General features: G+C 68.5%; 22 protein-coding genes, 1 tRNA gene, 1 pseudogene and 1 riboswitch. Of the genes and pseudogenes, 16 read left to right on the top strand and 8 right to left on the bottom strand.

Annotated elements, in window-relative coordinates:
- Positions 1–11: 11 nt before the first annotated feature.
- Complete coding sequence (locus ABAZ39_RS10850; protein ID WP_014239528.1) at positions 12–257, top strand: hypothetical protein; 246 nt, start codon at positions 12–14, stop codon at positions 255–257.
- A gap of 51 nt (positions 258–308) precedes the next feature.
- On the opposite strand, the gene ABAZ39_RS36510 is transcribed toward ABAZ39_RS10850, so the two are convergent.
- Positions 309–476, bottom strand: a complete 168-nt coding sequence (locus tag ABAZ39_RS36510) for a hypothetical protein (RefSeq protein WP_014239529.1) — start codon at positions 474–476, stop codon at positions 309–311.
- Positions 477–663: 187 nt separating this feature from the next.
- Here ABAZ39_RS36510 and ABAZ39_RS10845 point away from each other — a divergent pair.
- From ABAZ39_RS10845 to ABAZ39_RS10835, 3 genes are all read left to right on the top strand, one after another.
- Positions 664–746 (top strand) — tRNA-Leu (locus tag ABAZ39_RS10845).
- 414 nt (positions 747–1,160) lie between these two features.
- Positions 1,161–1,637, top strand: coding sequence for a bacterioferritin (bfr, locus tag ABAZ39_RS10840; RefSeq protein WP_038529301.1), 477 nt, complete (start codon positions 1,161–1,163; stop codon positions 1,635–1,637).
- A 167-nt stretch (positions 1,638–1,804) separates the two neighbouring features.
- Positions 1,805–2,074 (top strand): hypothetical protein, encoded by a 270-nt coding sequence (locus tag ABAZ39_RS10835; RefSeq protein WP_038529299.1) that lies wholly within the window; start codon positions 1,805–1,807, stop codon positions 2,072–2,074.
- 26 nt (positions 2,075–2,100) lie between these two features.
- Here the strand turns inward: ABAZ39_RS10835 and ABAZ39_RS10830 are convergent, their stop codons facing one another.
- The 3 genes from ABAZ39_RS10830 to hisS all read right to left on the bottom strand — a co-directional run bounded on the left by ABAZ39_RS10830 (position 2,101) and on the right by hisS (position 8,646).
- Complete coding sequence (locus ABAZ39_RS10830; protein WP_038529297.1) at positions 2,101–5,127, bottom strand: transglycosylase domain-containing protein; 3,027 nt, start codon at positions 5,125–5,127, stop codon at positions 2,101–2,103.
- Positions 5,128–5,345: 218 nt separating this feature from the next.
- Positions 5,346–7,271, bottom strand: coding sequence for a tetratricopeptide repeat-containing glycosyltransferase family protein (locus ABAZ39_RS10825; RefSeq protein ID WP_051657949.1), 1,926 nt, complete (start codon positions 7,269–7,271; stop codon positions 5,346–5,348).
- A 25-nt stretch (positions 7,272–7,296) separates the two neighbouring features.
- Positions 7,297–8,646, bottom strand: coding sequence for a histidine--tRNA ligase (hisS, locus tag ABAZ39_RS10820; protein ID WP_038529294.1), 1,350 nt, complete (start codon positions 8,644–8,646; stop codon positions 7,297–7,299).
- 179 nt (positions 8,647–8,825) lie between these two features.
- Here hisS and pyrC point away from each other — a divergent pair, with 179 nt between their 5' ends.
- Positions 8,826–9,881: a dihydroorotase gene (pyrC, locus tag ABAZ39_RS10815; protein ID WP_038529292.1), complete on the top strand. Its 1,056-nt coding sequence runs from the start codon at positions 8,826–8,828 to the stop codon at positions 9,879–9,881.
- 180 nt (positions 9,882–10,061) lie between these two features.
- Here pyrC and xseA read toward each other — a convergent pair.
- Positions 10,062–11,675: pseudogene (gene xseA, locus ABAZ39_RS10810) on the bottom strand (exodeoxyribonuclease VII large subunit).
- A 75-nt stretch (positions 11,676–11,750) separates the two neighbouring features.
- Between xseA and purD the strand changes: the two are divergent.
- The 5 genes from purD (at position 11,751) to ABAZ39_RS10790 (ending at position 16,940) form a co-directional block, all read left to right on the top strand.
- A complete protein-coding gene (gene purD / locus ABAZ39_RS10805) occupies positions 11,751–13,037 on the top strand; it encodes a phosphoribosylamine--glycine ligase (protein ID WP_038529291.1) in 1,287 nt (428 codons plus the stop codon).
- A 224-nt stretch (positions 13,038–13,261) separates the two neighbouring features.
- Positions 13,262–13,435: a hypothetical protein gene (locus ABAZ39_RS36120; RefSeq protein ID WP_160174816.1), complete on the top strand. Its 174-nt coding sequence runs from the start codon at positions 13,262–13,264 to the stop codon at positions 13,433–13,435.
- 66 nt (positions 13,436–13,501) lie between these two features.
- On the top strand, positions 13,502–15,022 hold the full coding sequence (locus ABAZ39_RS10800; protein ID WP_081862964.1) for a CHASE2 domain-containing protein: 1,521 nt from the start codon (positions 13,502–13,504) through the stop codon (positions 15,020–15,022).
- On the top strand, positions 15,019–15,390 hold the full coding sequence (locus ABAZ39_RS10795; RefSeq protein ID WP_038529287.1) for a hypothetical protein: 372 nt from the start codon (positions 15,019–15,021) through the stop codon (positions 15,388–15,390). The genes ABAZ39_RS10800 and ABAZ39_RS10795 overlap by 4 nt, the downstream gene beginning before the upstream one ends.
- Positions 15,391–15,398: 8 nt before the next feature.
- Positions 15,399–16,940, top strand: a complete 1,542-nt coding sequence (locus tag ABAZ39_RS10790; RefSeq protein ID WP_160174815.1) for a M48 family metalloprotease — start codon at positions 15,399–15,401, stop codon at positions 16,938–16,940.
- A gap of 19 nt (positions 16,941–16,959) precedes the next feature.
- Here ABAZ39_RS10790 and ABAZ39_RS10785 read toward each other — a convergent pair whose 3' ends face one another.
- Positions 16,960–17,400, bottom strand: a complete 441-nt coding sequence (locus ABAZ39_RS10785; protein WP_038529283.1) for a nucleoside deaminase — start codon at positions 17,398–17,400, stop codon at positions 16,960–16,962.
- A 112-nt stretch (positions 17,401–17,512) separates the two neighbouring features.
- On the opposite strand from ABAZ39_RS10785, the gene ABAZ39_RS10780 reads away from it, so the two are divergent.
- The 3 genes from ABAZ39_RS10780 to rsmD are packed head-to-tail and all read left to right on the top strand — an operon-like array spanning position 17,513 to position 19,562.
- Complete coding sequence (locus tag ABAZ39_RS10780; protein WP_014239544.1) at positions 17,513–17,722, top strand: dodecin; 210 nt, start codon at positions 17,513–17,515, stop codon at positions 17,720–17,722.
- A gap of 60 nt (positions 17,723–17,782) precedes the next feature.
- On the top strand, positions 17,783–19,003 hold the full coding sequence (locus tag ABAZ39_RS37490; RefSeq protein ID WP_038529281.1) for a pseudouridine synthase: 1,221 nt from the start codon (positions 17,783–17,785) through the stop codon (positions 19,001–19,003).
- The gene (gene rsmD, locus ABAZ39_RS10770; protein ID WP_038529279.1) at positions 18,984–19,562 is read left to right on the top strand and encodes a 16S rRNA (guanine(966)-N(2))-methyltransferase RsmD; all 579 of its coding nucleotides are present in this window, start codon (positions 18,984–18,986) and stop codon (positions 19,560–19,562) included. Before ABAZ39_RS37490 ends, rsmD begins: the two co-directional genes overlap by 20 nt.
- Here the strand turns inward: rsmD and ABAZ39_RS32965 are convergent.
- Positions 19,553–20,767 (bottom strand): calcium-binding protein, encoded by a 1,215-nt coding sequence (locus ABAZ39_RS32965; protein WP_051657948.1) that lies wholly within the window; start codon positions 20,765–20,767, stop codon positions 19,553–19,555. The genes rsmD and ABAZ39_RS32965 overlap by 10 nt on opposite strands.
- Positions 20,768–20,962: 195 nt before the next feature.
- Here ABAZ39_RS32965 and ABAZ39_RS10760 point away from each other — a divergent pair, with 195 nt between their 5' ends.
- The 3 genes from ABAZ39_RS10760 (at position 20,963) to ABAZ39_RS10750 (ending at position 24,643) form a co-directional block, all read left to right on the top strand.
- Positions 20,963–22,651, top strand: coding sequence for an alpha-amylase family protein (locus tag ABAZ39_RS10760; protein WP_038529276.1), 1,689 nt, complete (start codon positions 20,963–20,965; stop codon positions 22,649–22,651).
- 63 nt (positions 22,652–22,714) lie between these two features.
- Positions 22,715–22,867: riboswitch (FMN riboswitch) on the top strand.
- Positions 22,868–23,018: 151 nt separating this feature from the next.
- Positions 23,019–23,705 carry a 3,4-dihydroxy-2-butanone-4-phosphate synthase gene (gene ribB / locus ABAZ39_RS10755; RefSeq protein ID WP_038529274.1) on the top strand — a complete coding sequence of 229 codons (687 nt, stop codon included), beginning with the start codon at positions 23,019–23,021 and terminating at the stop codon, positions 23,703–23,705.
- Positions 23,706–23,881: 176 nt separating this feature from the next.
- Entirely contained in the window at positions 23,882–24,643 is a 762-nt protein-coding gene (locus ABAZ39_RS10750; protein WP_081862962.1) for a substrate-binding periplasmic protein, read from the top strand.
- Between the two features lie 67 nt (positions 24,644–24,710).
- On the opposite strand, the gene ABAZ39_RS10745 is transcribed toward ABAZ39_RS10750, so the two are convergent.
- The gene (locus ABAZ39_RS10745) at positions 24,711–25,595 is read right to left on the bottom strand and encodes an NAD(P)-dependent oxidoreductase (RefSeq protein ID WP_038529271.1); all 885 of its coding nucleotides are present in this window, start codon (positions 25,593–25,595) and stop codon (positions 24,711–24,713) included.
- Positions 25,596–25,688 lie beyond the last annotated feature (93 nt).

The raw sequence follows: 25,688 nt of genomic DNA, 5'->3' as shown, positions 1-25,688 counted from the left end.
AAAGTCGTGCCATGAAACCCTTCGAAAAAGCGGCGATCCTGTTCTTGCTGAAGCATCTGGCGTCCGGCGTGGCCGGGGCTGTTGTCTTGGCGACCGGCCTTCTGATTCTCGACGTCGCCAATCTGGCGACCCTGATGGGAAACAGCGATCACGGCATTATTGCCGCGATCATGCTGTATGCCAGCCTCATCCTCACCTTCGGCAGCGTGGCGATGGGCATCGGCATCATGACCCTGAACGAGGACACGCGGCCCTGACCGGCGCCGGATGAACGCTGCCCGGTCGAGACCCGGCTGGGCCTGGACCGTTCAGAACGGCCCGAAGCTGTCGTACGCCCAGACCAGCGCCACGATGGCGGCGACCCAGACCGCCGCGTAGGGCAGCCAAGTGTTGCGGTTGCGCCGCAAGGCCGCCGGGACGACCAGCACGGCGACCATCAGCACGCTCACCACACCCAGCCAGTTGATCGATTCCAAACTCACCTCCCTTGAACGCCAGGGTTGCGGGGATTTTTGCGTGTCCGGCGCTTGAAACGCGCTCAATCCTTGACCAAACGCCCGCCGATTGTCTAAGTCAATCCAGCGGAACGGTGGGCTGCATACAATGATATGCAACTCCGGCGGGCGGGGGCAACCCGTTCTCCGAGCCGATCCGCGACGGTGCGCGGGCGTGGCGGAATCGGTAGACGCAAAGGACTTAAAATCCTTCGCTTAGGCATGCGGGTTCGAGTCCCGCCGCCCGCACCACAAATCCAACGATGACGATGTTCGGGAACTCGCGCCGAAGGGGCGCGGGACCAACCGGTGGCGGACTGGTGGTCGGCCCGCGTCAGGTTCCCGTGAGCATTGTTGTTCTTCACGAGCATTTGCAGAACCGGCATTCGGAACTTCAAAAGTTACAAGAAAATATGGATCATGATCGCCGAAGGGAGAAATATATCTGTCATCAGGCATCCATAATTTTTTGTAATTCAAAGTCCACCAGCCTGTCTCTCTGGAATCGTTTTTGATATTCACTCGCAATTGCGATGACTGATTTGGTGTGGTGCGGAGAATTTGTTTTGTCGACTGCCGTTCATCCGGTTGCCAAGGCTCCACAAATGGGGCATGGTCATTCCAGAAACGTCGCAATTCGACAAACAAACCGCATGGAGGCAGGACGTGAAGGGCGATCCGCAGGTCATCACCCATTTGAACAAGATCCTGACCAACGAGCTGACGGCGATTAACCAGTACTTCCTGCATGCCCGCATGTTGAAGAACTGGGGCCTGAAGCGCATTGCGCACAAGATCTACGTAGAATCCATCGACGAGATGAAGCACGCCGACAAGATGATCGAGCGCATCCTGTTCCTGGAAGGTCTCCCCAACCTTCAGGATCTGGGCAAGCTGATGATCGGTGAGGACGTGCCGGAAATGCTCGGCAACGATCTGAAGGTGGAGCACAAGGCCCGCACCGACCTGATCGATGCCATCACCCTGTGCGAGCAGGTCCGCGACTACGAGACGCGCGCGCAGCTCACCGAGTTGCTGGACGACACCGAGGAACACATCGACTGGATCGAGACGCAGCTCGACCTGATCCAGCGCGTGGGCATCGTCGCCTACCAGCAGGAGCAGATCTACGGCGAGAGCTGAGCGCTCGAAGCCGCTCGGAACCGGTCGGAGGGGGCGTGGCCACAGGCTGTGCCCCCTCGGCGTGTCCTCCTTTTGCGCAGGGCCACGGCGTCGGTCCGGCAACGCCTTGTTAACCATGTTCTCGTAGCTTGCGGGTTTCCGCTTCTGTTTGTACGGGAACCGCCATCATGCTCCCAAACACGTCCTTGCAGGTTGACGACCTGACACCGGAGGAGACCGCTGCCGTCGCGCACGCCTATCTGGCGGCGCTGGATGAGAGCGATCTGGATCAGGGCGATCATGAAAGCGCCTTCGACCGGGCGCTGGAGACGTTGCGTGGTTGCCGTCCCGGCCTGCCGCTGAACGTCGCCGCGGCGGAGCTGGAATTGCTGCTGGCCTCCCTGCCGGCCGCCGTGTCCCCAGGCGTGTCCCCGGCGCAGGAGCCCGCCCTGGCGTAAGGCGCGCCCGGCCGTCCTTCCCCGGTTCAGAGCCCAGTCTGCGGCTTGCCGGTGTCGGCCGTCTTGGTCACGCCGGGGTCGATGAGGGGCTGCAGCGCCGGGGCGATGCTCTTCAGCAGCTGGGCGGGCAGGGCGCTGGTGAAGCGGTAGTTGTCGGCCTCCGGACCGTGGACGAAGGCGGTCATGGTGCCGAAGAAGCGGTCGCCGATGTAGAAGGCGAAGGTCGCCGTCCGGTTCACCGCCCGCGATTCGATCAGGTGCCCGCCGGGGCCATAGCGGTCCAGCCGGTGGTCGCCCGTGCCGGTCTTGCCGCCGATCGGGATGACCGCGCCCGAGGAGTCCTTGAAGGAGCCCCAGACGCGCTTGGCCGTGCCGTTCTGCGCCACGTCCATCAGCGCCTTGCGCAGGGTGGCCGCGACCTCCGCCTTCATCACGCGCTGGCCGCGCAGCTCGCCCAGGCCGACGACGGCCTCGTAGGGCGTACCGGCGGCGAAATGCAGCTTGCGCACGCGCACGGTCGGCTGGCGCACCCCGTCGTTCTGGATGATGCCGACCAGCTCGGCCAGCGCCGCCGGGCGGTCGGCGGAGCTGCCGATGGCGGTGGCGAAGGACGGGACGAGCGTTTCGAAGGGGTAGCCCAGCTTGCGCCACTGCTCGGTGATGCGCTGGAAGGCTTCCTCCTCCAGCCCGATGCGGATGCGGGTGTTCTGGGCCGACTGGCCCTTCTTGAACAGCCAACGGTAGCTTTCCTGGCGCTCCTGCACGCTGGCCTCCAGCACCTCCTGCCGCTTGGCGTCGGGGCGCTTCTGCAGATAGGAGACCAGCCACAGCTCCAGCGGATGGACGCGGGCCAGATAGCCGAGGTCGTTCAGCGGGAACTTGTCCGGCCCGTATTTGCCGTAGAGCGACGCGATGTCCCCGTCGTCCAGCTTGGCGTCGGGCAGGCGGGCGCGCAGGAAGGCGCCGAACTCCTTCACCCCGGCTTGCGGGCGCACGGTGCGGAAGATCACCGACAGGCGGTGCGGCATCGGCCGCGACCGGGCCGCCAGCATGTTCAGCATCGCGTCCGGCGTGTGCTTCCGGTAGCTGTTGTAGAAGCGGTTCAGGAAGTCGCTGCCTTCCTTGTCGGCGAAGCGGGCGAGGTAGGCTTGGCGGGCGGGATGGTCGGGGTTGTGCAGGATGTCGGTGCTGTCGTCGCCGCCTTCGGACAGATAGAACTGCACGACGTCGCGCATCATGCGGATGAAGGGCAGGTTGACCGAATTGCGCAGCGACTCGGTCACGCTCAGGATGCTGCCGTTGTCCCGCGGGTTGAAGTTCACGAAGCTGTGCAGCCCGCCGCCGGTGAAGAAGGCCTCGCCGGGGTTCGCCGAGTAGCGGCGCTCCATGGCGGCGTCGAGCATGGCGCTCAATCCACGGTTGCTGGAGGTCGCCAGCCAGTTCGCCGCCCAGCGCGTCAGGTTGTCGGATGCCTCCTCCTCCACGTCGGCGAGGAAGTCCTTGGGCAGGTGGGCGTAGCGGGTGTGCAGTTCCGCCACGATCTCCAGGTAGGTCGCCAGCGTGCGCAGCTTCGCCGTGGAGCCGAGGTCGAGCTTGGCGCCCTCGTTGATGTCCAGCGGCTGGTCGAGGTTGTCGGCCTGGACGCGCAGGTAGTTGGCGTCCGGCCCGCGCTCGTACAGCGTGATCGAGTAGATGATCTTGGACAGGTCGCTGCCCTTGGTGTCGAGCAGCCGTTCGCCGGTCAGCCCCATCTGCGCGGCGAAGGCCGGGTCGCCCAGCTTCCCCAGAACCTCCACCACGCGCTGCTGCGCCGGGGCGTCAAGCGTCGATTCGGCGGTCAGGTCGATGCGGTCGAGCTGGTAGAGGCTGGACACGCCGAGCATGGAGAGAAGCCGGGCGCGGATGGCGTTGGGGGCCTTCTGCTCCACGAAATTGGCGGTCTGGGCCTGCGGCGGGTCCTCGCGGAACTTCAGCGTCAGGCCGAGCGCCGCGTCGCGCAGCGCGGTGTCGATGACGCCCGCGCCGTGCAGCACGCGCAGATGGCTGTCGGCCAGCCGCTCCAGCGCCTGTCGGTCCTGGATCAAATAGTAGGAGGGGCGGCGCTGGGCGAGCAGAAGGCTCAGCACCTGCTTGTAGGCCAGCGCCTTCAATTGCAGGGCGCGGGCGTCGGCGGGCTCCTCCGACAGCACCTTCTCGGCCATGGCGAGGTCGGTGCCGAACCAGGCCCACAGCCCGTCGCCCAGCCCGTTCACCTCGCCGAAGCCGGGGCGCCCGGTCAGCGGGGTGGAGTTCAGATAGTCGATCAGGATGCGGCGGCGGTGGGCACCGGTGTCCTCGCCGTCCAGATAGGCGCGCGTGCTGGCCGAGATCATCTGGCGCAGCTTCTCCGTGGCGCCGCTGGTCTGGCCGTCGGGAGAGTGGCGGTACTTCTCGATCTGGGTCGCCAGGGTCGAGCCCCCGGGGGAGCGCTGGCCGGGCTTGACCCACTGCACCGGCAGCATCGCCACGGCGCCGGCGAAGCGGTCCCACTCCACGGCGGGGTTGCGGCGCGGCTCGTCGGTGTTCAGCAACTCGCGGTTCTCGATGAACAGCAGCGTGGCGGCGACCAGCGGCGGCACATCCTCGAACTTGGCGAAAACCCGCTCCGGGTAGCGGGCGGAGAACAGCGCGGTGCCGTTGCGGTCGAGCAGGGTCAAGCCGGCGCGCGTCTTCTCATGGTAGATCGGGAAGCCGCCGGCGGCCATGAACTGGTCGAGCGTCGGCGACAGATGCGCCTGCATCTCCACCGCGTACATGTCCGAGGTCAGCGAGCGCAGATAGCCGGGCAGCCCGACATAGCCCATCCGCTCGTTGTAGGGACCCTGGGTGGGGTGACGCGCGGCGGGGTTCGGCCCCTCGCTCAGCGTGTAGGTCATGTCCTTGGCGTAGCCGGCGAGCAGGCGGGCCTGCAACCGCGACGTGCGCATTTCTTCCTGCGCCAGAAGGGCGCCGCCGCCCAGCGTCGCCGCCAGCGTCACACCCCAGATCGCGCGTCGCACCCACAACCGTGTCATGTCCGGCTCCAGCCATGACCGCGGGGCAAGACCCGCGAATTGGTTAAAATGCTCGGTAAAATGGCCGAGCGATATGGCCGGAATGTAGAGGCGCCTTGGTTAACAACCGGTGTAATCCCTCGCCCTTCGAGGGTGCGAGTCTGCCCCGAAATCGGTGTAACTCAAAATCGTAGAGGACCGTTGCGCCGGCGCCACGAATGCGCCCAACGGTTGTGTGGTTAAGAAGCGCGACCGTGCGCCGCCACGAAATCCGTTAACGCCGCGCGCAGGCGGGCGACCACGCCGGACCAGTCGCCGGAGCGGTCCTGGCCGAACACGCGCATGGTCGGGTACCAGGGATTCGCCTCCCGGTTGCCCAGCCAGCGCCAGCAGGCGTCGGCGCGCGACAGCGTCCAGGTCGGCCGTCCCAACCCGCCCGCAAGGTGGCAGACGGAGGTGTCCACCGTGATGACGAGGTCCAGCGTCTCGGCCAGCGCCGCCGTGTCGGCGAAGTCGCGGACGCCAGCCATGGGGTTCTCGATGTCCATCCCCGCCGGGGCCTCGACGAGCTGCGCCGCGCCCGGCCCCATCTGGAGGCTGACGAAGCGCACCCCCGGCACATCGGCCAGGGGGGCCAGGGCGGCCAGCGGCAGGCTGCGCCGCCGGTCGATCGGGCTGGCCACCCCGCGCACCGTGCGCGGCGACCCGGCCCAGACGAGCCCGACCCGCGTCCGCCCGTCCGCCGGCACCCGCGCGCGCCACGCCGCGACGTCGGCGGGATCGGCGCGCAGATAGGGCATCGCGGCCGGGATGCTGTCCAGATCCGTCCCGAAGGCGCGGGGCAGGCTCATCATCGGGATGTGCAGGTCGAAGGCCGGAAGCTCGTCACCCCAGGCGATGGCGGCGGTCACGCCGTCCACCCGTGCCATCAGCCGCACCAGGGCGGGGGAGCAGCCGACGATCACCCGCGCCCCCCGCGCGGCCAGCAGCGGCGCGTAGCGGACGAATTGCAGCGTGTCGCCGAGTCCCTGCTCGGCGTAGAGCAGGATGGTCCGGCCCGCCACATTCTCCGCACCCGTCCATTGCGGCTGGGGGAAGCTGCGGTGCACGGGGTCGAGTTGCCGGGTTTCCCACCGCCACTCGAACTCCTCCCACCCCTCGCGGAGTTGGCCGGAGGCGAGCAGGGCGACGGCGAGCGCCAGATGGGCCTCGGCGTCGGCGGGGGCGAGACGGATGGCCTCCCGCCCGACGGCGACGGCCTCGTCGCGGCGGCCTTCATGCAGCAGAAGGGACAGGCGGTTGCGGTGGAAGGCGGCCCGCTGCGGGGCGATGCGCGTGGCGCGCGCGCACTGGCGCAAGGCCTCCGCGACACGGAGGGTCTGTTCCAGCAGCGGCGCCATGTTGCCGTAGGCGTCGGCGTTGCCGGGGTCCAGCGCCACGGCCCGGCGTCCGGCCCGCTCCGCCTCGTCGAAACGGCCCAGCGTGACCAGGAGATGGACGAGGTTGGTCTGCGCCTCGGCCAGCGTGGGATCGAGCCGCAGCGCCTCGGTCAGCGCCGCCACGGCGCCCTCCGGGTCGCCCGTCTGAGCCAGCGCGGCGCCGAGCATGCGGTGCGCCTCGGCCCGCTGCGGGGCGAGGGCGCGCGCCTTGCGGAAGGCGTCGGTGGCGCCGGCCCAGTCGGCGGCGGCGTAGAGCAGCAGGCCGGCCCGCTCGAACGCCTCGGCCAGCGGCTCGCTGTCGGTGGCGGCGCTGGCCGTCAGGGCGCGGGTCAGGGCGCGGAAGGCGGCGGGACCGTCACCGGTCTCGATCAGGGCGCCGCCCAGGGCGAACCAGTCACCAGCGCCGTCGGGTTGCAGGGCAAGGACGCAGCGGAAGGCGGCGGCGGCCTGCGCCGCTCCGTTCGTCGTGCCCAGCGCCATCAGCGCCTTGCCGAGATTGCCGTGGATGTCGGCGGCGAGCGGCAGGAGGGCCGCCGCCTTGCCGATCATCGCCACCCCGTCTGCCACCGCGCCGGTCTGGGCCGCCAGCAGCCCGGCGAAATGCAGGGCGTGGGGGTTGTCCGGGTCCGCCTCCAGGATGCGGCCGTAGAGCAGCCGTGCCTCCTCCAGCCGCCCGGACAGATGATGGTCGAGCGCGAGGTTGAGGGCTTCGGCGACGGTGGCCATGGGCGGGGCCTTCTGTGGTGGGGAGCTATGCCCCCAGCAGTTCCTTCGCCTTGGCGGCGAGGTCGGCCAGTGGGACTTCGACCTGCTCGCCCTTCACCAGATGCTTCAGCGTTGCCGTGCCGCGGGCCTTCTCGTCGGAGCCCATCAGGACGACCAGCGGGATGCCCGCCTTGTCGGCGTACTTCATCTGCTTGGCAAGCTTGCCGCCGTCGAGCTGGATTTCCGTGTTGATGCCCGCCGACCGCAGCGCCGTCGCGAGGCCATAATAGTCGGCGGACAGGGCCGGGTCCATTTGCGTCACCAGGACCTGGGCGGTGGCGCCGCCGTCCTTGATGATGCCGGCTTCCATCAGCTGGTAGAACAGCCGCGTCGCGCCGATGGAGATGCCCACCCCCGGCAGCTTCGACTTGGTGTAGTGGCTGGCGAGGTTGTCGTAGCGCCCGCCGGAGCACACGCTGCCGATCCCCGGATGGTCGTTCAGGAAGGTCTCGTAAACCGTGCCGGTGTAGTAGTCGAGGCCGCGCGCGATGGCGAGGTTGATGCGCACCACGCCGTCCGGCACCTGGAGGGCCTTCAGCCCCTGGATGACGGTGGTCAGCTCCGCGACGCCCTGGCGGAAGGTTTCGTTCTCGATGCCCAGCGCGCCCAGCGCGGCGAGCGTCTCCTCGTTCGTGCCCTTGGCGTCGATCAGGGACAGGATCTTTTCCGCGGCGTCGGCGGCCATGCCGAGGCCGGTCAGGCTGTCGCGCACCTTGTCACGGCCGATCTTGTCCAGCTTGTCGATCTCGCGCAGGACCAGGACGCGCTTCTCCGCGTCGTCCACGCCCAGCCCGTCGAGCAGGCCGAGCAGGACCTTGCGGTTGTTCACGTTGATGGTGAAGCCGCCGAAGTCCAGCTCGCTGAAGACGTGGTAGATGACCGCCGGGATCTCCGCGTCGTAATGCGCGGACAGGCTGTCCTTGCCGATCACGTCGATGTCGCACTGGTAGAATTCGCGGAAGCGCCCGCGCTGCGCCCGCTCCCCGCGGTAGACGCGCTGGATCTGGTAGCGGCGGAAGGGGAAGGCGAGATCGCGCTCATGCTCCGCCACGTAGCGGGCGAGCGGCACCGTCAGGTCGAAGCGCAGCGCGATGTCCGGCTTGTTGCCCTGCTGGAGGGCGCCGGTGGACTGCACGAAATAGACCTGCTTCTCGGTCTCGCCGCCGGACTTGGTCAGCAGGGTGTCCACCGTCTCGAACACCGGGGTTTCCACCGGCACGAAGCCGAACCGCTCGTAGCCGCGGCGGATGGTGTCGAGCAGACGCTGGAAGGCCACCTGCTGGCGCGGCAGCAGCTCCATCGTTCCGGGCGGGGTGCGGGGGGTAATCAGGCTCATCGGCGCGGGTCCGGCTTCGAATGTCCCTAGGGATTCGGCTAGGGTTCTAGCGGCTTTCGCCGGTCCCGTCACCATTGCAGTGGCCGGATACCGCCCCGATACCCCCCTGATATCGTTGAGCGGGGGACCGTAAGGGGATAGAACTCCGGCAAACCCCATACATCCGTGCCGGAGCCGCCATGCCCACCGACCGTCTCGTCCTCCGCCGTCCCGACGACTGGCATGTGCACCTGCGCGACGGCGCCATGCTGAAGGCGGTGCTGCCCTTCACCGCCCACCAGTTCGGCCGCGCCATCATCATGCCGAACCTGAAGCCGCCGGTGACCCGCACGGCGGACGCCGTGGCCTACCGGGAGCGCATCCTGGCCGCCCTGCCGGAGGGCCATGCCTTCACGCCGCTGATGACCGCCTACCTGACCGACGGCACCGACGCGGACGATCTGGCCCAGGGCTTCGAGGACGGCGTGTTCGCCGCCGCCAAGCTCTATCCGGCCAACGCCACCACCAACAGCGCCCACGGCGTGACCGACCTCGGCAAGATCGCCCCGGTGCTGGAGCGCATGGCGGAGATCGGCATGCCGCTGCTGATCCACGGCGAGGTGACCGACGCCCATGTCGACATCTTCGACCGCGAGGCGGTGTTCCTGGAGCGCACTCTCGGCCCGCTGCTGGAGCGCTACGCGGCGCTGCGCGTGGTGCTGGAGCACGCGACCACCGCGGAGGCCGTGGCCTTCGTGCGTGAGCACGCCGCCTCGGGCCGGGTCGGGGCGACCATCACGGCGCATCACCTGCTGATCAACCGCAGCCACCTGTTCGCCGGCGGCATCCGCCCGCACCTCTACTGCCTGCCCATCGCCAAGCGCGAGACGCACCGCGTGGCGCTGGTCGAGGCCGCGACGTCGGGCGAGGGGCCGTTCTTCCTGGGCACCGACACCGCCCCGCACACGGTGACCGCGAAGGAGAGCGCCTGCGGCTGCGCTGGCTGCTTCACCGCGGCCAACGCCATGGAACTCTACGCCGAGGCCTTCGACGAGGCGGGCGCCCTGGACAAGCTGGAGGCCTTCGCCAGCCTGAACGGCCCGCGCTTCTACGGCCTGCCGGTCAACGAGGACAAGGTGGTGCTGGAGCGCACGCCGTCCACGACGCCGGACATCGTGCTGACCGCGGACGGCGAGGCCGTGCTGCCCTTCCGCAGCGGCGAGACGACCCGCTGGACCTTCGCCGGCGCGGCTTGAGAGGCTGACGTTGCCCCCTCCCTAACCCTCCCCCTCTACGAGGTGGAGGGGACTGCCGCCGCTTTGCGGAAGGCACCCCCTCCCGCGAGAGCGGGGGAGGGCCGCGTCGTTCGGACGGACGCCCGACCCCGTCCGGACGGAGGAGGGCGGGGACGGGCGGGTGGGCGACGCCTTCGGCCCTCAGAACAGGCTCCCCTGGGTCGGCGGGCGGTTCGGTTTCTTCGGCTCCGCCTTTGGTCTGGCGCTTTTGGGCTTCGGCTCGGGCGCCGCGGCGGGTGGCGCCTCAACCCGTGGCCCGCCGTCCACCGTCGCGGCGGCTTTGCCATCGGCGAAGACCAGCGACACCGCCAAGCCCGGCGTGGCCTGGGCGGCTCTGGTCAGCGGCCGGCCGTCGCCGGACTGCACCAGGGCGAAGCCGCGCTCCAGGACGCCCTTGTAGGAGTAGCTTTCCAGAAGCTTTCCCACCGCCGTCAGCCTCGCTGCGCGCTCCTCCACCGCCTTGCCGTAGCTGCGGCCCAGGCGCGGCGACAGGTCGGACAGCCGCCGGCTGCCATCGCCGAACTTCACCCGGATGGGGCCGAGCGTCAGCCGTCCGCTGACCCGCTCAGTACTGGCCGCGCGCGGCGACGACGGCGTGGCGCAGCGCGCCGTCGAGCGCGCGGGATTCCGAGGCCAGCCGCTGCCCGGCCTCCGCTAGCTTCTCGCGCGGGTGGCGCAGCGCAGCGCCCAGTTCGTCAGGCGCGTGCGGCGGCGGTCGAGGAGCGAGGCGGCGGCCAGCGCCAGCCGCCTCCGCCGGTCGTCCAGCCGCTGGGCGTGGCTTTCCAGCAGGGCGCGCGGGTCGCCGAGGCCGCGGGCCAGCCCCTCCACCCGCGTCCGCCGCTCGGCCAGCAGGCGGGTGGCGGCGCCGACCATGCGCCGCTCGTCGTCCAGCACTTGGGCCAGCAGCTCCGCCCGCACCGGCACGGCCATCTCCGCCGCCGCCGTGGGGGTGGGCGCGCGGCGGTCGGACGCGAAGTCGATCAGGGTGGTGTCCGTCTCGTGCCCCACCGCGGAGATCAGCGGGATGCGGCTGGCCGCCGCCGCGCGGACGACGTTTTCCTCGTTGAAGGCCATCAGGTCCTCCAGCGAGCCGCCGCCGCGCGCCACGATCAGCAAATCGGGGCGCGGCACAGGGCCGCCGGGGGCGATGCGGTTGAAGCCATCGATCGCCGCGGTGACCTCCGCCGCCGCCCGCTCGCCCTGGACGGCGACCGGCCAGAGCAGGACCCGGCGCGGGAAACGGTCGTGCAGCCGGTGCAGGATGTCGCGGATGACCGCCCCGGTGGGGGAGGTAACGACGCCGATCACGTCGGGCAGGAAGGGGATGGGCTTCTTGCGACCGGCGTCGAACAGCCCCTCCGCCGCGAGGCGCTTCTTGCGCTCCTCCAGCATCTTCAGGAGGGCGCCCTCGCCGGCCAGTTCCATCGACTCGATGATGAGCTGGTATTGCGAGCGTCCGGGGTAGGTCGTCATGCGCCCGGTGACGATGACCTCCAGCCCCTCCGCCGGCTGGACGGCCAGCTTCGACGCGGTGCCGCGCCAGCACACCGCCTCGATCACCGCCGTGTCGTCCTTCAGACGCAGGTAGCAGTGGCCGGAGCTGTGGCGCTTGGGCTGGGAGATCTCGCCGCGCACGCGGACGAAGCCGAACTCCTCCTCGATGCTGCGCTTCAGGCGCCGGGCGAGGTCGCCCACCGAGAATTCCGGAAGGTTCGAGCCGGGGCGCGGCTCGGGGGCGATCAGCGGAGAGGTCATATCAAGGTCTTGAGTCATGGCGGCACCATGATACAAGGCGCGGTGTCGGCAACAAGCGTGGAAGGACGAGGTGCCATGAAAGTCCTGGTGGTCGGGTCGGGTGGGCGCGAGCATGCGCTGTGCTGGGCCATTCAGAACTCGCCGCTGTGCGACACGCTCTACTGCGCGCCGGGCAACGCCGGCATCGCGGATGTGGCCGAATGCGTCGCCATTGGCGCGGAGGACGTGGACGCCCTGGTCCGCTTCGCCCAGGACAAGGCCATCGACTTCGTGGTCGTCGGGCCGGAAGGGCCGCTGGTGCTCGGCCTCGTCGACAAGCTGACCGCCCTCGGCATCAAGGCTTTCGGCCCCAGCGCCGCGGCGGCGGAGCTTGAGGGCTCCAAGGGCTTCATGAAGGACATCCTGGCCAAGTACGGCGTGCCGACCGCCGCCTATGGCCGCTTCAAGGACGTCGAGGCCGCCAAGGACTTCGTGCGCAAGAACGGCGCCCCCATCGTGGTCAAGGCCGACGGGCTGGCCGCCGGCAAGGGCGTGACCGTCGCCCGCACCCAGGAGGAGGCCTTCGCCGCCATCGACGAGGCCCTGGTCGAGGGTCGCTTCGGCGCCGCCGGGGCCGAGGTGGTGGTCGAGGAGTTCCTGGACGGCGAGGAGGTCAGCTTCTTCGCGCTGTGCGACGGCGAATCGGCGCTGCCGCTGGCGTCCGCCCAGGACCACAAGGCGGTGGGCGACGGCGACACCGGCCCGAACACCGGCGGCATGGGCGCTTATTCGCCGGCCCCGGCGCTGACCCCGGACCTCCAGGCCCGCGTGATGCGCGAGATCGTCGAGCCGACCGTCAAGGGCATGGCGGCGGAGGGGCGCCCCTTCAAGGGCGTGCTGTTCGCCGGCCTGATGATCGGCAAGGACGCCGCCGGCAAGCCGGTGCCGAAGACGCTGGAGTTCAACGTCCGCTTCGGCGATCCGGAATGCCAGACGCTGATGATGCGCCTGAAGTCCGACGCGCTGGCCGCCTTGATCGCGGCGGCGGACGGCCAGTTGAAGAACATCGACCTGCGCTGGCACGACGAGACGGCGCTGTGCGTCGTCATGGCTGCGAACGGCTATCCCGGCGACTACGTGAAGAACACGGAGATCAAGGGCTTCGAGGCCGCCAACGCTGTGGAGGGCGTGACCGTCTTCCACGCTGGCACGAAGCTCTCCGAGGGCCGGGTGCTGTCCACCGGCGGGCGCGTCCTGGGCGTGACCGCCAAGGCGCCGACCGTGGCCGAGGCGCAGAAGCGCGCCTATCAGGGTGTCGACGCGCTGGATTGGCCGGACGGCTTCTGCCGCCGTGACATCGGCTGGCGGGCGGTGGGGCGCTGACACCGGGGAAAATCTTGCAACGGAGGGGCGGGGTTGCCGCCCCATCCATCCTTTCACGGTCCGGCGCCGTCGCGCCGGACCATTCATGATTTCTGAGAACCGGGGGATCTCTGGCCACCAAGGCGGGGCGAGGCAAGCCGCGCGCCCGCTGCGTTCGCGGCGGGTGCCGCCTTTCACGTCAAGCCCAGCCCACCGCGTTCGAGCCCGCTTTCAAAAGGCGCGGAATGACCAGAAAAGAAGGCGGCGGACGCTTTGCCTTTGCGCCGCCCGCCGCGGTTGATCGAATCCGGCGATTTTTGAATTCTGGTTGCTACCGCTTCTTTCCGATCGCTCTGGGGCGTGCAATCCATTCCAATGCACGTCATATTGCTTTTGCTTTTCAGGCAATTTCTCACTAAGATTGAAACGATCGAGTGAGGAGAAATTTTCCGCCGTTCGGGGGCTTTTCGAGCCGTGAACAGTCGATGAGCGGGGTGGCCAGCATCATGTCTGGGTGGAACGCAACGAAAATCCTGCAAACCATCCGCAACCACCGGCAAAACTTCGGCGTTTTCCTTCGTGCACAGGGTGCCGGATGGCAGCCGCGAGCCTGCCGGATGCTGAAGCTTCTCCCCGCGCCGCTTTTCATCGTGCTGGTCGCCATCGTCAACCCGCTGGGTGTCAAAAGCTCAAGCAGCCAGACATCGATCGACACCTACCGTCAGATCGCGGCCGGTGCCTATCCCGACACCGGACAACGGAAGATCGTCGTGGTCCAAATCGACGACCGGTCGCTCAACGCCGCCAAAGAGCCTCACCCGCCGTCATTCGACTTCTACGTTCGCCTTATCGAAGAAATCAAAGCGGCTGGCGCCAAAAGTATTCTTTTGGATTTGATGATCATCAGCAAAGTCAGGCACGGAGATCCGGAGGGGCTGAACCGGCTTGCCACCGTCATGGAAAACTTTCCCGTATTCCTGACGGCTGCCGATGACAGGGGAAATGAGGCCGGCTGCAGACCGGATGGGGTTCAGAACATTCCGGAATTGCAGAAAGCGGCAACCCGGGAACCCCATGCGCTGATCCGCGACCAAGCAACCCACGTCGACCTTTTCCTGGACAACTATTGCGGCTTCTCGCGGATGTCGGCATCCCTGGCCGCCTACCAGCATTATTGCCAGCAGGATGACGCTTGCCGGAAGAGCGCGAACAACCCGTTGGTCAACCAGGACGCATTCAGGAACAAGGCGCTGACCATCGAATGGGGGCGTGCCTGGCCGGCCGGCACCGAGGCCATCCACGCGGGTTATCGGAACCTTGCCGAAAGTTGCCCGAAACGTTCCTCCTTGGCCGCCCTCGGCAATGCGTTTTTCACGTTCTTTACGTTCCGGGGCGAAGGTCCGTCGAAGGAATCGCCGGGGTGTTCCTATCACCCGTTGATCCGCGCCGAATGGCTGGTCGCACCGGACCCTCGCCAAGAGGTCGATCAATCTGCCCTGCGCGCATTCCTGGCCGGCCGAATCGTCGTGGTGGGCAATAAACTTGCGGGCATCCCGGACGTCGGGCCCTCTCCCGTGTTCGGCGACATCCCCGGGATGTTCCTGCACGCCATGGCGATCGACAACCTGATCGTCCGCGGCGCGGACTTCATGACGGAATGGCCCAAAGGGAGCATCGGCGGGCTCGACACGTCAGGGCTGGCGGAATTCGCCGCCATGGGCCTGTTCGCGTCCGTCGGCCATGCGCTCTCCCGCCGGATCGTCCTGCGGAGGACGCGCGATGCCCTTCTCTGGACACTGGTGCTCGTGCTCGCCGGATGGGCATGCGGCCTGTTGATCTCTGCCGGGTTGGTTTGGATGTGCCGGCTGGAGCCGGTAAATTGGATTGGCGTTGTGCTTGCCGGCGCGGTGATCGCGAGTCCGGCCCGCTCCGCGGTCGCCAGGGCATGGCACGCAGCCTTGACGACGGAACCACAGACAATTTCCAAGAATGGAGACAAGCCGTGATCAAGACGTCTGTCGCGGCGTTGGCCGCTCTTTGTTCGTTCGCTGCCGCGGTGGCGGCGCAGGAGGCCGTGCAGGTCGAAAAAATATTCTCTGGCCCCGAGGGCAGGGTTGCCGTGTTCAACGAGAAGGGCGTCGACCAAGGGGAATTGCCGAAGGATGCATTCAAGACGCTCCCCCTCGACGCTATCGCCTACAACCGGAACACCGGCTTCGTGAAGGTGATGGCGGGTGAGAAGGAGGTGTGGCTCAGCCCGTTCCAGGTGGAGGTCTCGGTCAAGGCGCAGGTGCTCACGCCATGCGAAGCCGCCAAGCGCGTGGCCGGCCCGGCCTATTCCGCGCGTGGCGCGCAAGACTGCCCCGCTAGATGAGCCCCGCTATGCGTCGCCCCCTCATTCTCACCGGGCTCGTCCTGAGCCTGCTTGCCGGCGGCTGCACATCGGTCGGCAAGCGGACTTATGAAGCCGTCCCGTCACGCTTCATCGACGTCGCGCAGGAACGTCGGGTCCCCGATGCTAGGGGCAGCTCCATGACGACGTTGGCCGCGTCGCTTCAGAAGCAACCCACCGCGCCGGCACGAGGGTTCGACGGACGCGACCCGCTTCCGCCGGGGACCCGCGAACTGGCGGGGGCGGAGCCGCTGCAGCGTTATGCGAATCAGATCCTCGCGCGCCTCTTGGTGAAGTGGCCTCATGCCAAGCCACCCATTCGCGTCGTCGTCACCACCAACCCCGCCTATGTGGCGGAAGCGGTTCCGGGCGGCACCATCCTGATTTCCCAGGGCGTGTTCATAAATGCGCGGGACGAGGACGAGTTGGCTTTCATCCTGGCTCACGAGGTGTCGCACATCCTGCTCAATCACCTGGACGCCGACCGTCATCACGCGGCCCAGAAGACGATTGAGGACACCGCCGCGGGGGCTCTCCTGTCGGCCGTTCCCCGCTCCAATCCGGAGATGGCCAGGGATGCGACGCTGATCTATGCTTCCTACCGCACGTTCCAAGATGTCGTGGTGCAACCGTCCTGGACGCGCCAGCAGGAGGACGAGGCCGATCTCCTTGGCTTCGATCTGCTTGAAATGGCCCTCTACAACGGCCGCGTCTACAAGGACGCAATGGAGCGCTTCGCCGACGACGCCGGGAAGCAGAAGGCCAAGGCCGAGGACGAGCGTCGGCAGTTCGAATCCCAGATCAACAACATGATGGCGTCGGGGCAATACAGTGCCGGGATCAACGCGGCCTTCAAAGAGCTGGCCAGCGGCCCGGCCAGAATGCTGGACGAACTCGCCAAGCAACTGAAGGCAGGGCACAATTCCCCGGAACAGCGGAAGGAGGATCTGAGCGCCTACATAACCCGCCAGAAGCTGTTCGGGACGGCTCTTCGGGAGAGATCCCGGTCGGCCTACGAGAAGGTTGTGTTCCAGGGGACCGCCCTCAAGGCGCTGTCGCGGAGCGTCCTCATGCAGCGGGCCGACAGCCTGATCGCACACGGGGACCTCGACGAGGCGGAGACCACCTTGAAGGAGATCGCCAAGGGCGGATTCGAGTCTGATCCCTATCTGCGGATGACCTACTATCGCCTTCATCTGAAGCAGAACCGGCCGGACCTTGCGGTCAGAGATCTGGAAATCGCCGTGAAAAGTCCTGCCGCTCCGCCGGAAGCCTTTGATTTCCTGATCGCAGAGCATCGGGCCGGCGGACGGGCATCGCAGGCGCTGGTCGTCCTCGATGGCAAGGACCGGCGCTTCGGCGGGGCTGAGCGGGGTTATCCGCTCCGCATCCGGCTGCTGGTCGAGGCCGGGCGCACGCCGGAAGCCGGGGTCGTGATGGAGCAGTGCCGCACCCTGAGGGGTCCTCTCGTTCGCGATTGCGAGGATGCGTGGAGTCAGGCGACGGTGGCCATCCTGTCCCCGCCGCGGTGACCGCGCGCCGCCCCGGCACTCAACCGGGGCGGCGCCCCCTGAAGAACTCCCGCAGCATCTCCCCCGCCCGCGTCTCGTCGATGCCGCCGTAGATGTCCGGGGCGTGGTGGCAGGTCGGCTGGTGGTAGAAACGGGGGCCGTGCTCCACCCCGCCGCCCTTGGGGTCGTAGGCGCCGAAATAGACCCGCCGCAGCCGGGCGAAGCTGATCGCCGCGGCGCACAGCGCGCAGGGCTCCAGCGTCACATACAGGTCCAGCCCCGGCAGGCGCGGCTCGCCCAAGGCCGCGCAGGCGGCGCGGATCGCCAGCACCTCGGCGTGGGCGGTGGGGTCGTTCAGCTCCTCGGTCCGGTTGCCGGCGCGGGCCAGCACGGCGCCGGTCGCCGGATCGATCAGCACGGCGCCCACCGGCACCTCCCCGCGGGAAGCGGCGGCCTCGGCCTCGTCGAAGGCGATGTCCATGGGGAGGGGGGGCGGCTCATGCGGGGCACCCTGCCCGGCGGTCCCTGTTTTCGTCAAGCCGCGGAACGTCCTCCGGCGTTGTTAAGCATCGGACGAAACAGGGAGGACGGTCATGAGCAACCATGTCTACAAGAAGGTGGAAATCGTCGGCACCGCCGAGACCACCATCGACGACGCCATCCGCAACGGCATCGAGCGCGCGTCCAAGACGCTGAAGAACGTGGACTGGTTCGAGGTGGGCGAGATCCGCGGCCACGTCAGCGGTGGAAAGGTCGCCCACTTCCAGGTGGTGATGAAGGTCGGCTTCCGCCTCGAAGAATAACGGCGGGGACCCCGTGCCGTGGGTTGCGGGCGGGGCTTGCAAGCCCTATGGTCCGTGCCCATGGACACCCCCGATTTCGAACATTCCAAAGCCATGCCCGGCGCCGCCGATGCGGACGCGGGCGAGCCCGATGCCGGCGAGCGCATCGCCAAGCGGCTGGCGCGCGCGGGCCTGTGCTCGCGCCGCGACGCCGAGCGCTGGATCACCGACGGCCGCGTGGCCGTCAACGGCACGACCCTGGACAGCCCGGCCTGCGTCGTGCGGTCCGGCGACGTCGTGCAGGTGGACGGCAAGGTCATCCCCGAGCCGGAGCCAGCACGGTTGTGGCGCTATTACAAGCCGTCCGGGCTGGTCACCACCGCCCGCGACGAGAAGGGACGCACCACCGTCTTCGAACGGCTGCCGCCGGACATGCCGCGCGTCATCTCGGTCGGACGGCTCGACCTGACGACCGAAGGGCTGCTGCTGCTGACCAACGACGGCGAACTGGCCCGCTTCCTGGAACTGCCGGCCACCGGCTGGACCCGCCGCTACCGCGTGCGCGTCTTCGGCGAGGTGAACGAGGTGAAGCTGGCCGAGCTGGCGAAGGGACCGACCATCGAGGGGGTGAAGTACGGTCCCATCGAAGCCGTTCTGGACCGCATCCAGGGCCGCAACGCCTGGCTGACCGTCAGCCTGAAGGAAGGCAAGAACCGCGAGATCCGCAAGGTGATGGAGGCGCTCGACCTCCAGGTGAACCGGCTGATTCGCGTCGCCTACGGCCCCTTCCAGCTCGGCAAGCTGGAGGAGAGCGCCGTCGAGGAGGTGCCGAAGCGCGTCGTGCGCGAGCAGGTGTCCCGATTCTTCACCGGCGCCGATCCGGCGGAGGAGGGCAAGGCCAAGGGCAAGACCTCTGCCGCCAAGACCGCCGCCAAGAGTGAAAGCGCCGGCACGGAAGGCGCCAAGGGCCGTTCCGCCGCTCCGGCGAAGGCGTCCAAGCCGCGCGACGCCAAGGCCGGCTGGGCCAAGGCGGAGCCGAAGGCCGCGTCCGACCGGCGCGGTCCGGCCAAGCCGGCCTCGGGCGGATACGCTTCCGGCAAGCCCGCTTCCAACAAACCGGACGGCAAGCCGGCGGGCAAGCCCGGCACGCTGACGCTGAAGGGCGGAAAGCCCGGTGGCGGCCCAGGTGGCGGCAAGCCGGGGCCGAAGCCGCGCGGCGCCGGTGGCGCTGGCGGTGCTTCGGGCGGTGGCGCCTCGGGTGGCCGGGGGCCGGAGCGGACCCGTGCGGATCGTCGGCGGTAAGCACCGCGGGCGGCGGCTGGCCGCCCCGGGGGGCAGCGACACGCGGCCGACCACCGACCGCACCCGCGAATCCCTGTTCAACATCCTGTCCCACGCCGACTGGGGGCCGGACGGCACCGACCTGCTGGAGGGCGCCGTGGTCGTGGACGCCTTTTGCGGAACCGGAGCCCTGGGGCTGGAGTCGCTGTCCCGCGGGGCCGCCCACGCCAGCTTCCTCGACCTGGGCCGCGCCGCCCTGGACGCCGTGCGGGCCAACGTCGCGGCGCTGGGGGAGGGGGCGAACGCCGCGGTCCTGCGTGCCGACGCCACCCGCCCGCCGCCTCCGCCGGGCCGCCCCTGCACGCTGGCCTTCCTCGACCCGCCCTACGGCCAGGATCTGGCGCCGCGGGCGCTGGCCGGGCTGGCGAAGGCCGGCTGGCTGGCCCCCGGCGCCGTGCTGGTGGTCGAGGTCGCCGGGCGCGACCCGCTGCCCCTGCCGCCCGGCTTCGCGGAGCTGGACGAGCGCCGCTACGGCGACACCCGCGTCCAGTTCCTGCGCTACGGGGTGCCTCAGCCGTAGGTGAAGAAGGCTGCGGTGACTTGGTTCGGAGCAATGCCGGCCAAGGTCAGCCGGTCGCCGCCGCCGAAGTCGAGCAGGGCGCTGCCGCTGCCGTCCGATCCCAGCCGGTAGGTCATGTTGGAGGCGATCTGGATGCGGTCGTTCTGCGCGCGGCTGAAGTCGGCGATGCGGTCCTGGCCGCCGCCGCGCGTGAAGACGAACAGGTCCGCCCCAGCGCCGCCCCACAGTGTGTCGTTTCCGGCATCGCCCCACAGCGTGTCGTTGCCCTCGTCTCCCATCAGCAGATCAGCGCCCGAGCCGCCGTGCAGCGCGTCGTTGCCGGCCTGCCCGCGCAGCGTGTCGTTTCCGGCGTCGCCCCACAGCAGGTCGTTTCCGGCGCCGCCAAAGAGCTGGTCGTTGCCGCTCAGCCCGCTCAGCGTGTCGTTGCCCGCCCCGCCATAAAGGCTGTCGGCCCATGTGTTGCCGGTCAGCGTCAGGTTCTTCGGCATTTCCACGATCTGGAAGGTCTTGCCGGTGAACTGCTCGGCGTAATAGTCGATGGAGTTCATGTAGTTGGGGCGCAGCGTCGGGGTCAGGTCCGACATGATGGTGCCGGTGGCGGCGAAGTTGCCGTAGGTGGCCCCGCCCGCATACTCGTCGAAGGCGCCGATCATGTGCCCGAACTCGTGGGCCGCCAGCTCGTCCTGGTAATCGGGTCCCCAGTCGGTCTGGGTGCACCAGTTCAGCATGTCGCAGCGCCCGTAGCTGTTGCTGACGTTCACGTTGTAATGCTGGTTCCCGGCCGCCACGAACTGCACGTCGAAGCGGATGGCGTAGTTGTTGGTGCCGTCCGACAGGCTGTACTTGTCGCTCCAGATCCCCTCGATCCCCTGCTCCCAGACCTGCTTCATGGCACCGGCGTCGTCGCCGGTCAGGTGGATGCGGGTCTGCACGACGAAGGCCGTGCCGTCGAAGGCGAGGTCGTACTTCACGTCCCAGCCGAAGCCGCCATCCGCCCGTGTCTCCGCGTAGTTGATGGTCACCGGGGCGAAGCTGGTGGGAACCGGCGCCGCGGGAGCCGCCAGAGCACCGGCGTTCCCGTAGGTGTAGCTGACGGCCTGCGTCGTGGTGGACTGGATGGCGCTGCTCTGGGCGGCGCTGCCGTGGGCGGCGGTGCTCTGGGCGGCCCCGCTCTGGGCGGCGTGGTGGCGCATGGCACGCTTCATGGCACGATTCCCCTGGTTCTGTGCGTCTTGGGGGACATCATGCGGGCAGGATTGAAGGCTTTCTTGTGACTTTAACTATACATTAACCTTTTTCCTAAGGGCGTAGGACACCCCCTTACGGTTGGCTCGGCGGAGTGGCGGGACCTCGGCCGGTCGGCCCTGTTATGGCCTAGGCAGTTTTGTGCGGGGCGGGCCATGATCAAGGATCTCTGGTACAAGAACGCGGTCATCTACAACCTGTCGGTCGGCACCTTCATGGACGCCAACGGCGACGGGATCGGCGATTTCCAAGGGTTGCAGCGCCGGCTGGACTATCTGCAGGGGCTGGGCGTGACCTGCCTCTGGCTGGGGCCGTTCCAGCCGTCGCCGATGCGCGACCACGGCTACGACGTGGCCGACTATTACAACGTCGATCCGCGCTACGGCACGCTGGGCGACTTCGTGGAGTTCAGCCACGCCTGCAAGCAGCGCGGCATCCGCGTCATCATCGACCTCGTGGTCAACCACACGTCGGACCAGCACCCCTGGTTCCAGGCGGCGCGCCAGGACCCGGACTCCCCTTACCGGGACTGGTACGTCTGGTCGGACAAGAAGCCGGCCGACGCCGACCAGGGCGTCGTCTTTCCCGGCGTGCAGAAGACGACCTGGAGCTGGGACAAGGAGGCCCGCGCCTACTACTTCCATCGCTTCTACGAGTTCCAGCCGGACCTGAACACCGCCCACCCCGAGGTGCAGGCCGAGCTGCTGAAGGTGATGGGCTTCTGGATCGAGCTGGGCGTGTCGGGCTTCCGCATGGACGCCGTGCCCTTCGTCATCGCGACCAAGGGGCCCGAGGTCAAGAAGCCCAAGCAGCAGTTCGACATGCTCCGCACCTTCCGGGAGTTCGTGCAGTGGCGGTGCGGCGACGCCGTGCTGCTGGCCGAGGCCAACGTGCTGCCGACCGTCGATCAGGAGTATTTCGGCGACGACGGTGACCGCATGCAGATGGTCTTCAATTTCCAGGTCAACCAGAACCTGTTCTACGCCTTGGCGACGGCGGACACGCGGCCGCTGGCCAAGGCGCTGGACGTCACCCGTGTGCCGCGCCCCAGCACCAACCAGTGGGGCCTGTTCCTGCGCAACCACGACGAGCTGGACCTCGGGCGCCTGACCGAGGCGCAGCGCAAGCGCGTCTTCGACGCCTTCGGGCCGGACAAGGACATGCAGCTCTACGACCGCGGCATCCGGCGGCGGCTGGCCCCGATGCTGCGCGGCGACCGGCGCTGGCTGGAGCTGGCCTACAGTCTGCTGTTCACGCTGCCCGGCACGCCGGTGCTGCGCTACGGCGACGAGATCGGCATGGGCGACGACCTGTCCCTGCCGGAGCGCGAGTGCGCCCGCACCCCCATGCAGTGGTCGGACGAGCCGCAGGGTGGCTTCACCAAGGCGGCCGACCCCGTGCACCCGGTCATCAGCGGCGGCGCCTACGGCTATGAGCGGATCAACGCCGCCCACCAGCGCCGCGACCCGTCGGCCCTGCTGAACTGGACCGAGCGCATCATCCGCATGCGCAAGGAATGCCCGGAAATCGGCTGGGGCGACTTCCAGGTGCTGCCCACCGGATCGAACGCGGTGCTGGCGATCCGCTACGACTGGAGGAACAACTCGGTGCTCGTCGTCCACAACCTCGACGACCGTCCCCACGAGGTCGCGCTGGAGGTCGATGGCACGGGGGAATCGCCGCGGCTGGTCAATCTGCTGGCCGAGGACCACAACGACCCCGAGGAGGACGGGCGGCACCGTCTGGTGCTGGAGCCCTACGGCTACCGCTGGTACCGGCTGGGCGGGCTGGACTACCTGCTGCGCCGGACGGAGGGGCCGGTGGGCGGGGCGAAGCGGTCTTGACTTTGCCCGGCCCGCTGGGGGACGCTGGCGGTGCCGTCCCCATCCGGGGGCGGCGCAACAGACGCTTGTTCTCAGGGCAGGGTGAAAATCCCGACCGGCGGTAGCCCCTTGCAAGAGGGGGAGCCCGCGAGCGCTCCCGGCCGTCAGGCCGGGAGGACAGCAGATCCGGTTCAAGGCCGGAGCCGACGGTAACAGTCCGGATGGAAGAGGACGAGCCGGTCATCGACCGTGGTCCGCCCGCAACGCATGGCGTCGGGCGCGGTCCGCGTGCGCTGGCCTGCGACGGTGGTCCGCGCGGGACATCCCGTGCACCGCCGGATGTCTCTTTGCGCCCTGATTCAGGCTCGCCCCAACCGGAGTGAGAACCATGAATCAGACCTTTGCCAGCAACCCGCTTTCTACCACGTCCTCCACCGGCCTTCTCGACCGCTTCGGCACCGCCGAGGAACGGGTGATGCGCGCCGTGGAGGCCATCCGCCAGGGCGGCGGGGTCGTCGTCGTGGATGACGAGGACCGCGAGAACGAAGGCGACGTGATCTACGCCGCCGAAACCATCACCGCCGAACAGATGGCTCTGCTGATCCGCGAAGGGTCGGGGATTGTCTGCCTGATCCTGACCGACGCCGACGCGCGCCGCCTCGACCTGCCGCCCATGGTCGGCAGCAACACGGCGCGCTTCGGCACCGCCTTCACCGTCTCCATCGAGGCGCGGGAGGGCGTGACGACGGGCGTGTCGGCGGCGGACCGGGTGACCACCATCCGCACCGCCATCGCCGACGGCTGCCGGCCGGAAGACCTCGCCCGGCCGGGCCATGTCTTCCCCATCCGCGCGCACGCCGGGGGCTTGGCGGCGCGGCGCGGCCACACCGAGGCGACCATCGAGCTGACAACCCTGGCCGGGCGCCGTCCGGCGGGGGTGCTGTGCGAGGTGATGAACCCCGACGGCACGATGGCCCGTCTGCCCGAGCTGGTCGCCTTCGCCGAGCGCCAGGGCATGCCGGTGGTGACCATCGAGGATCTGGTCGGGGCGATGCGGTTGCGTGCCGCCGCCTGACCGGCGTGGTGAGTGGGACCGGCTCCCTCCATTGGGGGCCATTGTGGGGCCGGTCCCCTCCGCCGTCTCCGGTGCGATATCACACCCGCCCGCTCTTTTCCCATTGAGGGCGACCGGATTGCCCTGTACGCGGTGCCCGGCGACTGGCGATGTCGGGATGTGAGCGGAGAGGGTTGATGAGGACGAGGGTGCGCGCGTGTTTGGCGGGGGTGGCGCGGTTGCTGGTCGCCGCCTTGGTTCTGGCCCTGCTTATGGCCGTGGCCCCGGCGCGCGCGGAGAACTGGACGGTCGCGTCCGAGGACTATTTCCCGCCGTACAATTTCACCGAGCGCGGCAAGCGGACGGGAATGGACACGGAGATCGTTGATGCCATGCTGAAGGACATCGGCGTCTACCCGGTTCACCGCCCCATGGCCTGGCCGGAGGTTGTGCGCGCTCACGATGAGAACGAGGTGGACGTCGCCTTTCAGTTCTTCACGTCACCGCGCCGTCTGGAGCGGGGGCATCTGGTCGGACCCTACCGTGTCGGCGCGACCGTGCTCATGGTCCGCAGCAATTCGGAGATCACCTACGCGCGCATCGACGATTTGCAGGGTCTGCGGATCGGCGTCGTCGACGGGTTCGAATACACCCCCGAGTTCGACAAATCCCCCCTGTTCGAGCGGGTCCGCAGCAGCAGCAACGTCGTGTCCTTCCGCCGCCTGCTTCTCGGCCGTGTCGACGCCATCGCCGGTGACCTCCAGGTGCTCCGCTACCTTGCCGACAGCGAGGGGCGGACGGGTTCGGTGAAGATCCTGCCCAAGCCGCTGGCCATGGTGCCGCGCTACATATCCGTCCCCAAATTGCGGGCGGAAAAGGCCGAGCGGTTGCAGGCGGCCTACGAAAAGCTCAAGCGGGACGGCACCATCGACGCCATCGTCCGCCGGTGGGAACGGTAAGGGGAGCCGATGACCGTACACCCGTCCCGCCTGGACCAGCTTTGCGGTTGCTGGCGTTGGAGCCGTCTCACCCCGGCGTGACGCCGTTCAGAAGGTGATAGCTGCGGATCACCTGGCTGTCGTCCATGGTGCCCTCGCCACGCCCGGAGGCGGAGAGGAACATCTGGTGGGCGACGGCGGCCAGCGGCAGGGCGGCCTTGGCGCCGCGCCCGGCCTCCAGGACGATGCCGAGGTCCTTGACGAAAATGTCCACCGCGCTGGTGATGCCCGGCTCGGCCTCCAGCATGCGCGGGCCGCGGTCCTTCAGCATCCAGCTCGACGCGGCGGAGCCGCTCATGATCTCCAGCAGGACCGCCAGATCGACGCCGGCCTTGGCGGCCAGCGAGAAGGCTTCCGCCACCACGGCGATGTGGACGCCGCACAGCAGCTGGTTGACGGTCTTCACCGTAGCGCCTTGCCCCGGCGCCTCGCCGACGTGGAAGACCTTGTCGCCCATCGCCGCCAGGACCGGGCGGACCCGCTCCACCACCGCGGCCGGGGCCGCCGCCATGATCGAGAGCGTTCCGGCCACCGCCCCGACCGTCCCGCCCGACACCGGGGCGTCCACGAAGCGCCGCCCCACCGCCTCGACCCGCGCGGCGAGCGCGGCGACGGCGTCCGGCGGACAGGTGGCCATCAGGATCACCGTGGCGCCCTCCGGCAGTTTGTCCAGCGCGCCCTGAGCGAACAGGACGGACTCGGCCTGGGCGGCGTTGACCACCATCAGGACCAGCGCGTCGGCCCCGTCGGCGGCGACGGGGGCGCTGTCCGCCCCCCGCCCGCCGCGGGCTTCCAGGGCCGCGACGCTCTCGCGCCGCACGTCGAAGCCGCGCAGCGCGAAACCGCGGGCCAGCAGGTTGCACGCCATCGGCATGCCCATGGAACCGAGGCCGATAAAGCCCACCGTCGTCATGGCCGTATCACTTTCCTGAACTGAAAAGGGAGAGGAAGGCCCGGCCCGGCCATTGGAAACGCAGGGGACCGGGCCGGAAGGCGGATCACAGGA

This window comes from Azospirillum argentinense (assembly GCF_000632475.1).
Lineage (GTDB): Bacteria > Pseudomonadota > Alphaproteobacteria > Azospirillales > Azospirillaceae > Azospirillum > Azospirillum baldaniorum.
The sequence above is the reverse complement of the archived record's forward strand: the minus strand, read 5'-3'. Positions and strand labels throughout refer to the sequence as shown.

Excerpts from the sequence above, each read along its gene's own strand:
- ribB (WP_038529274.1), top strand. The coding sequence starts at position 23,019 with ATGAATCAGACCTTTGCCAGCAACCCGCTTTCTACCACGTCCTCCACC.
- ABAZ39_RS10790 (WP_160174815.1), top strand. The coding sequence starts at position 15,399 with ATGCGTCGCCCCCTCATTCTCACCGGGCTCGTCCTGAGCCTGCTTGCC.
- purD (WP_038529291.1), top strand. The coding sequence starts at position 11,751 with ATGAAAGTCCTGGTGGTCGGGTCGGGTGGGCGCGAGCATGCGCTGTGC.
- ABAZ39_RS10835 (WP_038529299.1), top strand. The coding sequence starts at position 1,805 with ATGCTCCCAAACACGTCCTTGCAGGTTGACGACCTGACACCGGAGGAG.
- ABAZ39_RS10800 (WP_081862964.1), top strand. The coding sequence starts at position 13,502 with ATGAGCGGGGTGGCCAGCATCATGTCTGGGTGGAACGCAACGAAAATC.
- ABAZ39_RS10760 (WP_038529276.1), top strand. The coding sequence starts at position 20,963 with ATGATCAAGGATCTCTGGTACAAGAACGCGGTCATCTACAACCTGTCG.
- ABAZ39_RS10745 (WP_038529271.1), bottom strand. The coding sequence starts at position 25,595 with ATGACGACGGTGGGCTTTATCGGCCTCGGTTCCATGGGCATGCCGATG.
- ABAZ39_RS10750 (WP_081862962.1), top strand. The coding sequence starts at position 23,882 with ATGAGGACGAGGGTGCGCGCGTGTTTGGCGGGGGTGGCGCGGTTGCTG.
- ABAZ39_RS37490 (WP_038529281.1), top strand. The coding sequence starts at position 17,783 with ATGGACACCCCCGATTTCGAACATTCCAAAGCCATGCCCGGCGCCGCC.
- ABAZ39_RS10825 (WP_051657949.1), bottom strand. The coding sequence starts at position 7,271 with ATGGCCACCGTCGCCGAAGCCCTCAACCTCGCGCTCGACCATCATCTG.
- ABAZ39_RS10780 (WP_014239544.1), top strand. The coding sequence starts at position 17,513 with ATGAGCAACCATGTCTACAAGAAGGTGGAAATCGTCGGCACCGCCGAG.
- ABAZ39_RS36120 (WP_160174816.1), top strand. The coding sequence starts at position 13,262 with ATGACCAGAAAAGAAGGCGGCGGACGCTTTGCCTTTGCGCCGCCCGCC.
- ABAZ39_RS10830 (WP_038529297.1), bottom strand. The coding sequence starts at position 5,127 with ATGACACGGTTGTGGGTGCGACGCGCGATCTGGGGTGTGACGCTGGCG.
- pyrC (WP_038529292.1), top strand. The coding sequence starts at position 8,826 with ATGCCCACCGACCGTCTCGTCCTCCGCCGTCCCGACGACTGGCATGTG.
- ABAZ39_RS32965 (WP_051657948.1), bottom strand. The coding sequence starts at position 20,767 with ATGAAGCGTGCCATGCGCCACCACGCCGCCCAGAGCGGGGCCGCCCAG.
- ABAZ39_RS10850 (WP_014239528.1), top strand. The coding sequence starts at position 12 with ATGAAACCCTTCGAAAAAGCGGCGATCCTGTTCTTGCTGAAGCATCTG.
- ABAZ39_RS10785 (WP_038529283.1), bottom strand. The coding sequence starts at position 17,400 with ATGGACATCGCCTTCGACGAGGCCGAGGCCGCCGCTTCCCGCGGGGAG.
- hisS (WP_038529294.1), bottom strand. The coding sequence starts at position 8,646 with ATGAGCCTGATTACCCCCCGCACCCCGCCCGGAACGATGGAGCTGCTG.